The sequence below is a fragment of the Pseudonocardia sp. NPDC049154 genome (assembly GCF_040648315.1).
GTDB lineage: Bacteria > Actinomycetota > Actinomycetes > Mycobacteriales > Pseudonocardiaceae > Pseudonocardia.
This window is the reverse complement of the sequence record NZ_JBEZDN010000206.1, coordinates 1-7,875: the sequence shown is the minus strand read 5'-3', so window position 1 is coordinate 7,875 and position 7,875 is coordinate 1. Positions and strand designations below refer to the sequence as shown.

Here is a 7,875-nt window from a genome sequence, read left to right as displayed (position 1 = left end):
CGGCGCGGGCCCGGCCCGCCGGGCCCCGGCGGCCGCGACCGCCGTGGCCCCGACGAGCACACCCGACGCAACGGCGTAGGTCGCGTCGAGCGCGAACGCGAGCCCCGTGTGGATCGACCCGAGCTGGGCCGCCAGCAGCACCAGCAGCAGCGCTCCCGGCACGGCCGACCAGCGGGTCCCGAGCAGGGCCGCGGCCACCAGGGCGAGCACCACGTGCGCGACGGTGCCGAGCACCGACACCGATCCCGTGAGGTGCGTGATCTCGGCCGCGGCGGCCACGACGCCCGCCGCGACCCACGCCGTCACCAGCAGCCCGCGCGGGGCGTGCCCGCCGACCAGGCCGCGGGAGGAGCCCTGCGGTGCGCGCCGGCCGAGCAGACCGTGCACCAGGGCGATCCCGCCCGCCAGCGCCGTCCCCGCCAGCAGGGCCACGCGCAGCAGCACCACCGCCGGACCGGGCTGTTCCCCCAGCGCCGCTGCCGCACGCGCGGCGGGGGTCACGACCGTGGGTCCGGCGAGGGCGGTGCCCCCGCTCGCCACGAGGGCGAGCGGGAGCACCACCAGGCCGGCGGCGGCCGCCCGGCCGCGGCGCACCAGGGCGCGCCGCGACCGGGAGACCCGGTGCCGGGTGTTACTTGATGTCGGCATCGTTCGCCACGAACAGCATCGAGTGGGGCTTCGCGTTGCCGAAGGAGCCGTGCGGCCAGCTCTCCCGGTTGAACGAGATGCAGGTGTCACCCGTGTTCTCGTCCTTGAAGTCCTCGTCGAGCTTCAGCTCGCCGTCCTTGGCGATGTCCACGAGGCAGACCTTGTGGTCACCGTCGGTGCCGGTGCGGGCCACGAAGTAGTTGGTGGTCGCCAGGCGCTTCGGCTGGTCGGTCTCGTGGTAGAAGCCGTCGTCACCCAGCTCGAGGTTGTCCAGGGCGCCCCAGTGCGGGCCGCCTGCGGCCTTGCCGGGGTTGATGACCTGGTGCCCCTTGAGCGTCGGGCAGTCGGACTCCGCGCCACCGGCGGCGATCTCGTCGGTGGTGTCGATCGAGCAGGTCGCCTTGTCGCCGGCCTCGACCAGCTTCTCGATGTCGAGCGCGATCACACCGCCGGCGGTGCCGGGGTCGTCCTTGCCCAGCGCGCCGGGCTTGCGGCCGATGATGGCGTGGTACAGCGTCTTGTCGTCCGGGCTGGTCTGCAGCCACCCGCCGTTGGAGCTCGGACCACCGTTGTCACCGGCGGCCGGGTCGAGCTCCTTCACCGCGGCGGAGAGGTCGTAGATCTCCTTCCACTCCGGCTCGGGCGCGGTGATGTCCGGCGTGTAGAACAGCGCGCCACCCTGCATGGTCTGGGCGAAGGCGCCCTTGTGACCCGGCAGGTTGGTCACCGTGGTCTCCATCGCCGCACGGTTCTCGTTGTGCAGCGGGTCCTGGCCGTTGGACCGCGGACCGGTCGGCAGGTACGACACCGACTTGACCTTGGGGTGGTTCAGGTCGGAGATGTCCCAGGTCCGGACCGTCGGCCGGCGCAGGTACGGGGACGGCGCCTTGACCGGGTCGAGGATGATCGTCCGCGGCTCGGCGTAGTCACTCGTGACCATCGTGTTCAGGTCCTCGCGGACCTGGATGCCGTGCGGGTTGGCGCAGCTGGGCTGGCCGAGCGCCGGCATGTTGAGGCACTGCGTCGGGTCCTCCGGCGTGGTGGTCGCGGCCGGGGCCTCGACCAGCTTCTGCCCGTCCGGACCGAACCGGACGACCTCGCCCGGCGTGCCCGCGAACCCGTTGCCGGTGCGGACCTCACCGTTGGAGTAGGTGCAGGGACCCGGGACGACCGGGCCGCCCATGTAGGTCCCGTAGGCCGTTCCATCGTTCAGAACCCAGTACGCGTCCGGCACCGACCCGCAGAGGGTTTGGCTGGGGAGGCTGATGCCGGAGAGCTTGAGCTCCGGCAGCGCGGACACGTCGAAGACATAGGTGGCCGCCGAGTAGAGGCCACCCGCGTAGATCTTGTCGCCCTTGCGCCACGAGTACTGCATGTGGTGCGGCTCGTTCTCGACCAGCGGGCCGACGGTCGCCGTGTTGACGACCTTGCCGTAGCTGGGCGAGCCCTTGGTGACGTCCACGACCGCCATGAAGTCCGGGCCCGGCAGGGCGTTGCGGACCTTGTCGGTCGGGTTCGTCAGGGACCCGGGCAGGTTCTTGACGTCGGGGACCACCGTGTCGGCGACGTTCTCGTCACCGGCCCACACGACCATGTACTCCGGTCGCGTGGACGCGCCGCGCGAGTCCTCGGCGGCGTCGGTGTCGATGTTGTTCTCGACCCAGTAGTCCTTGCCGTCGGCCCCCTTCACGGCGGACTTGACGGTCTCGACGTCGGCGTACGCGTCGCCGCCCGGCAGGGTGGTCACCCCGGCGACGACGCCCAGGGCCAGGAGCCCGAGCAGGATCTTCTTCGGTGCGCGCATCCCGGCCTCAGCTCGGCAGCAGTCGGCTGGGCGCGCCCACGGCCGACTGGGTCAGCCCGGCGATCGGGACGCCGGCGGGGGCGAAGTCACGGCCCTGGTCGAGCAGGTCGCCGCCCTCGAACGCCGTGTACGACGGCTCCACGTACGGCGCCTCCGGCGCGGGCGCCGGCTCCTCGTCGTAGTGGGCCGTGAGCAGCGGCGCGAGGTCCGGCACCAGGTCCGGGGTGGCGGCCTGGGCCGGCCCGCTGAGGCCGACCACGGCGGCGCCCGCCAGGGTCGCGGACCCGGCGAGCCGGGTCAGTGCCGACCGTGGTGGTCGGTATCGGTGTCGCGGCACGACAGTGTCTCCACTTCTTCTCATCTGGGGAGCGGACGGCGGCGGACCGGCACCCGGGGACCTGCCGGCAGGTCCGATGTGGACGGACCTGCGACGGTGGGGCGGGCAGCGGTGGGCACGGCCTGGTGCACCGTCCGACGGACGGGCCGGGGTCGGGTCGACGGGGCGGTCCGACAGGGCCCGGTCCGGCGGCCCGGTGGGGCGGCACCCGCGCCGCTCGACGGCCGTGTCGGGGACGACGGCCGGCGGGGACCGGACGGGCCGGGCGGGCGGGGACGGGCGGTGCGCCGGAGCGAGGGTCGGCGAGGCGGTGGCCCGGGACGGGCCCGGGCCTCAGCTCACCGTCGCGCTACACAGCGCGCTCGCCACGCGACGCAGATCGACGTGACGTCGATAGGCGAAGCGGTCGGTGAGGCGCATGGCCGGAACTGTGTCATCCGGACGGAGCAGTGGAGATCACCGGGTCGGACAGAGCGTCGTCCCACGGCCGTTCCGGACCCATTTCGGACCCTTTTCCGTGGCCCAGGTCACTCGTTTCCGCGGTTCATCAGCGCCGGAACGGGTCCGGCGCTGCGTGTGACACGGGCCGGATTCTTCACGCGATCGTGTCGGTCGGACCGGGAACCGATCACCTGTCAGCGGCTCGACCTGGCAGTTCTCCGACGCCCTCCCCGACCGGGTGACAGTGCTCCTTCCCGCATTCATGGACGCAGAGTGACCAGCGGTCCCGGTCCGGGGGAAACGGGGCGGAAATGCCGCGGAAATGGAGCGGCCCGCCCCGAAGATCGGACATTCGACGCCGAAATGAGACTCCTGCGACGGCAATGTCCGGTCATTCCGGCGGCGGTTTCCGCGGCCCGGATCACACTTGACCGTTCCGCGGATCGGCACCTACCGTCGTCGTCAGGTCAAGAGCGCCAGCGCCAAGCCCCGGCTCGCTGGCCGGCAACCCTCCTCCGCGGTGGGGTGCTCCGGGTGACGACCGGGCCGCCGCGGACCCGCGGCCGGCAAGCGCGGACCCTTCCGTCCGGCACCTCGTGCCGAACCGGGTCCTGAGTGATCCGGGAGGATCCACGATGTCCGACGTCCGCACTCAGGTCGACTGGGCGCCGCTCTGCACCGAGGCCCCGGGCTGCACCGCCGCGGAGGAGCCCACGCGCACCGCGACCCGGACCACCACGACGGTCACGCCGGTCACGGCCCCGGCACCCACGCCCCTGCCGGAGCTCGTCGGCACCGGGATCCCCGTCCCGCTGGTCGACGGCCGCACCGTGCCGTACGCGAACCTCGACCTCGCCGCGAGCGCCCCCGCCCTGCGCGCGGTCGCCGACCACGTGGCCGAGCTCCTCCCCTACTACTCGAGCGTGCACCGCGGCGCCGGCTACGCCTCGCAGGTCTGCACCTCGGTCCTCGAGGGCGCCCGGGACACCGTGGCCCGGTTCGTCGGGGCGCGCGCCGACGACGTCGTCGTGTTCACCCGCAACACCACGGACGCGCTCAACCTGCTCGCCGGCGCGGTTCCCGGCTCGACGCTCTGCCTCGACGTCGAGCACCACGCCACGCTGCTCGCCTGGCGCGGCACCGACCACCGCGTGCTGCGGGCGCCGGAGACCGTCGGCGAGACGCTCGACCTCCTGCGGGACGCGCTGACCGCCGAGCGGACCGCCCTGCTGGCGATCACCGGCGCCTCCAACGTCACCGGCGAGATCCTGCCGATCGACGAGATCTGCGCGATCGCGCACGCCGCGGGCACCCGGGTGGTGCTCGACGCCGCCCAGCTCGCCCCGCACCGCCGGGTCGACATCGCGAAGTCCGGTGTGGACTACGTGGTGCTGTCCGGCCACAAGCTCTACGCCCCCTACGGCGCCGGCGCGCTGATCGGGCGGCGGGACTGGCTCGACGTCGCCGCCCCGTACCTCGCCGGCGGCGGCGCGGTCCGCTCGGTCGGCGTCGAGGACCGCACCGCCGAGGTCAGCTGGGCCCCGGCGCCGCACCGGCACGAGGCCGGCACGCCGAACGTCCTCGGTGCCGCCGCCATCGCCGCCGCCTGCCGCGCGCTGGACCCGGTGATCGACGAGGTCGCCCCCGCGCACGAGCGCGCCCTGCTCGCGCGCCTGGTCAGCGGGCTGTCCGGGATCGCCGGCGTCCGTCCGCTGCGGATCTGGGCGGACGCGCCGGACCGGGTCGCGGTCGCCTCCTTCACCGTCACCGACGTCCCTGCCGGGCTCGTCGCCGCGGCGCTGTCCGCCGAGCACGGCATCGGGGTGCGCGACGGCCGCTTCTGCGCCCACCCGCTGCTCGCCCGCCTCGCCGGCGGTGCGGACGCGGTGCGCGTCAGCCTCGGCCTCAGCACGTCCGACGAGGACGTCGACCGGCTGGTCGAGGCCGTCCGTGCGGTCGCGACCGCGGGTCCGCAGTGGGACTACCGGGAGATCGACGGCCGCTGGACCCCGACCCCGGACCCCCGTGACCTCGACCCGCTGAAGCTCGGCGGGGTCGCGGCGGCCGGCGGGGCGGCCTGCGGGCACTGAGCGACCCGGTCCGCCCGTCGCCGAGCGGCGGGGCCCACCGCTCGGCCTGTGCGGTCGGGTGGACGGGCGCACCGTCGGCGCGTCACCGTCGTTTTCCCGCAGGCGTGGGTGGTACACCACCGCGGGCGACGACCGGGTCGCGGCGAGCACGGAGAGTTGATGTCAGACGACGCAGCGCTGTCCGAGGGACAAGCCGGGGAGACCGGGGACCTCGCGGGGCAGCAGCCCCACGAGCCCAGCGAGATCACCTACGCGGAGCACCTCCATCCCGCGCGCCCACGCACGCTCCGCCATCGCGCCCGGGCCAAGTCACCCGTCGTCCGGCGGTCGGTGGCGAAGGACGGCGCGGCGACCGGGGAGAACCCCGCCTACGTCTCCTGGCTGCTCAGCCAGTCGATGCTCGCGGACTCCAACGAGATCGCCCGGCAGTTCTCCGGCCAGGGCACGATGTGGCAGAACCCCTTCGCCGACCCCGGCCCGCGCCAGGCCGTCGAGTCCGCGTCCGTGTGGTTCACGGCCTACCCGATCTCCCTGATCACCCGGCCCGGACAGTCCTTCCTGGCCTCGCTGGGCGACGAGGCGCTCTGGAACGCCTTCTGCACGATCGGCATCGAGGCGATCCACACCGGACCGGTCAAGCGCGCGGGGGGCATCTCGGGCTGGCAGTACACGTCCAGTGTCGACGGGCACTTCGACCGGATCGGCACGGAGATCGACCCGGCCTTCGGCACCGAGGCCGAGTTCCGCGCGATGTGCGGCATGGCCACGTGGTCCGGCGGCACGATCATCGACGACATCGTGCCCGGCCACACCGGCAAGGGCGCCGACTTCCGGCTCGCCGAGATGAAGTACGCCGACTACCCCGGCATCTACCACATGGTGGAGATCGAGGAGGAGGACTGGAACCTCCTGCCGGAGGTGCCGCCGGGCCGGGACTCGGTGAACCTCGACGTGCCCACCGAGGAGGCGCTGGAGAAGGCCGGGTACATCATCGGCCGGCTGCAGCGGGTGATCTTCTACGCCCCGGGCGTCAAGGAGACGAACTGGAGCGCGTCCAAGCCGGTGGTCGGCGTCGACGGCGTGGCCCGGCGCTGGGTGTACCTGCACTACTTCAAGGACGGCCAGCCCTCGATCAACTGGCTCGACCCGTCGTTCGCGGGGATGCGCCTGGTGATCGGCGACGCCGTGCACTCGCTGGCCGACCTTGGCTCCGGGGCGCTGCGGCTCGACGCCAACGGCTTCCTCGGCGTCGAGAAGAGCGCCGAGGGCATGCCGGCCTGGTCCGAGGGGCACCCGCTCTCCTCCGCGGCCAACCACCTCATCGCCAGCATGGTGCGCAAGCTGGGCGGGTTCACCTTCCAGGAGCTGAACCTGACGATCGACGACATCCGCGCCACCTCCGAGGCCGGCCCGGACCTGTCCTACGACTTCGTCAACCGCCCCGCCTACCACCACGCGCTGGTCACCGGGGACACCGAGTTCCTGCGGCTGACCCAGCGGACCTCGATCGAGCTGGGGGTCGACCCGGCCGGGCTGGTGCACGCCCTGCAGAACCACGACGAGCTGACCTACGAGCTCGTGCACTGGGCCACCGGGCACCGCGACGACGTCTACTCGTTCGCCGGCGAGGAGCTCACCGGCGAACAGCTCGCCGAGCGCGTGCGCGCGGACCTCACCGCCGCGCTGACCGGCGACAACGCGCCGTACAACCGGGTGTTCACCACCAACGGCATCGCCTGCACCACGGCGACCGTCATCGCCGCGACGCTCGGGCTGTCCTCGCTCGACGCGATCACGGACGAGGACGTCCCCGAGATCATGCGGGTGCACCTGCTGCTGGCGATGTACAACGCCCTGCAGCCCGGGGTCTTCGCCCTCTCCGGCTGGGACCTCACGGGCATGCTCACCCTGCCGGCCGACGAGGTCGCCGAGCTGATCGCCGAGGGCGACACCCGCTGGATCCACCGCGCCGCACACGACCTCATGGGCACCGCCCCGCACGCCGTGAAGTCGGCGTCCGGAATGCCGCGCGGCCGCTCGCTCTACGGGTCGTTGCCGGAGCAGCTGGAGGACGAGCGCAGCTTCGCCCGCCAGCTGCAGGCCATCCTGGCCGTCCGGTCCCGGTACGGGATCGCGGTGGCGCGGCAGGTCGACATCCCGGACGTCTCGCACCGCGGCATGCTCGTGCTGGTCCACGAGCTCGACCCGGGCGAGGACGGCGGCCGCCGGATGCACGTCACCGTGCTGAACTTCGCCGCCGAGGCCGTGACCGGCACCGTGCGCTCCGAGTACCTCGTCCCCGGCAGCCGGGTCACCGACATGTTCACCGACAAGGAGTGCGGCGTCGTCGACGACCTGCACGCCTTCGTGGTGGAGCTCGAGCCGCACCAGGGGCACTCGCTGCTGCTGGAGGTGCCCGCCGAAGACCCGCACTGACGCGCCCGTGCGCGGTAAGTGGTGCCAGAGCACCACTTACCCCGCCCGGGGGCGGGCTGGGGCGGGGGACGCGGCGGTCATCAGGGGGGGAGGGGGGAGTCAGGGGGCGGTCTCGCTGC

At 73.1% G+C, this 7,875-nt stretch carries 6 protein-coding genes and 1 riboswitch; of the genes, 2 read left to right on the top strand and 4 right to left on the bottom strand.

Annotated elements, in window-relative coordinates; all coding sequences use genetic code 11:
- The 4 genes from AB0B41_RS41905 to AB0B41_RS41890 all read right to left on the bottom strand — a co-directional run.
- A partial coding sequence (locus AB0B41_RS41905) for a hypothetical protein (RefSeq protein ID WP_358212642.1) occupies positions 1-648 on the bottom strand: 648 nt, incomplete at its 3' end.
- Positions 632-2,452: a hypothetical protein gene (locus AB0B41_RS41900; protein WP_358212640.1), complete on the bottom strand. Its 1,821-nt coding sequence runs from the start codon at positions 2,450-2,452 to the stop codon at positions 632-634. The genes AB0B41_RS41900 and AB0B41_RS41905, both read right to left, overlap by 17 nt.
- A 7-nt stretch (positions 2,453-2,459) precedes the next feature.
- Complete coding sequence (locus tag AB0B41_RS41895) at positions 2,460-2,789, bottom strand: hypothetical protein (RefSeq protein ID WP_358212639.1); 330 nt, start codon at positions 2,787-2,789, stop codon at positions 2,460-2,462.
- Between the two features lie 333 nt (positions 2,790-3,122).
- Positions 3,123-3,209, bottom strand: coding sequence for a putative leader peptide (locus tag AB0B41_RS41890; protein WP_358212644.1), 87 nt, complete (start codon positions 3,207-3,209; stop codon positions 3,123-3,125).
- Positions 3,210-3,695: 486 nt separating this feature from the next.
- A riboswitch (SAM riboswitch) is annotated at positions 3,696-3,809 on the top strand.
- A gap of 56 nt (positions 3,810-3,865) precedes the next feature.
- On the opposite strand from AB0B41_RS41890, the gene AB0B41_RS41885 reads away from it, so the two are divergent.
- Positions 3,866-5,320 (top strand): aminotransferase class V-fold PLP-dependent enzyme, encoded by a 1,455-nt coding sequence (locus AB0B41_RS41885; protein ID WP_358212638.1) that lies wholly within the window; start codon positions 3,866-3,868, stop codon positions 5,318-5,320.
- Between the two features lie 159 nt (positions 5,321-5,479).
- Positions 5,480-7,756, top strand: a complete 2,277-nt coding sequence (gene treS / locus AB0B41_RS41880) for a maltose alpha-D-glucosyltransferase (RefSeq protein WP_358212636.1) — start codon at positions 5,480-5,482, stop codon at positions 7,754-7,756.
- Positions 7,757-7,875: the final 119 nt, after the last annotated feature.

Excerpts from the sequence above, each read along its gene's own strand:
- AB0B41_RS41885 (WP_358212638.1), top strand. The coding sequence starts at position 3,866 with ATGTCCGACGTCCGCACTCAGGTCGACTGGGCGCCGCTCTGCACCGAG.
- AB0B41_RS41890 (WP_358212644.1), bottom strand. The coding sequence starts at position 3,209 with ATGCGCCTCACCGACCGCTTCGCCTATCGACGTCACGTCGATCTGCGT.
- treS (WP_358212636.1), top strand. The coding sequence starts at position 5,480 with ATGTCAGACGACGCAGCGCTGTCCGAGGGACAAGCCGGGGAGACCGGG.
- AB0B41_RS41900 (WP_358212640.1), bottom strand. The coding sequence starts at position 2,452 with ATGCGCGCACCGAAGAAGATCCTGCTCGGGCTCCTGGCCCTGGGCGTC.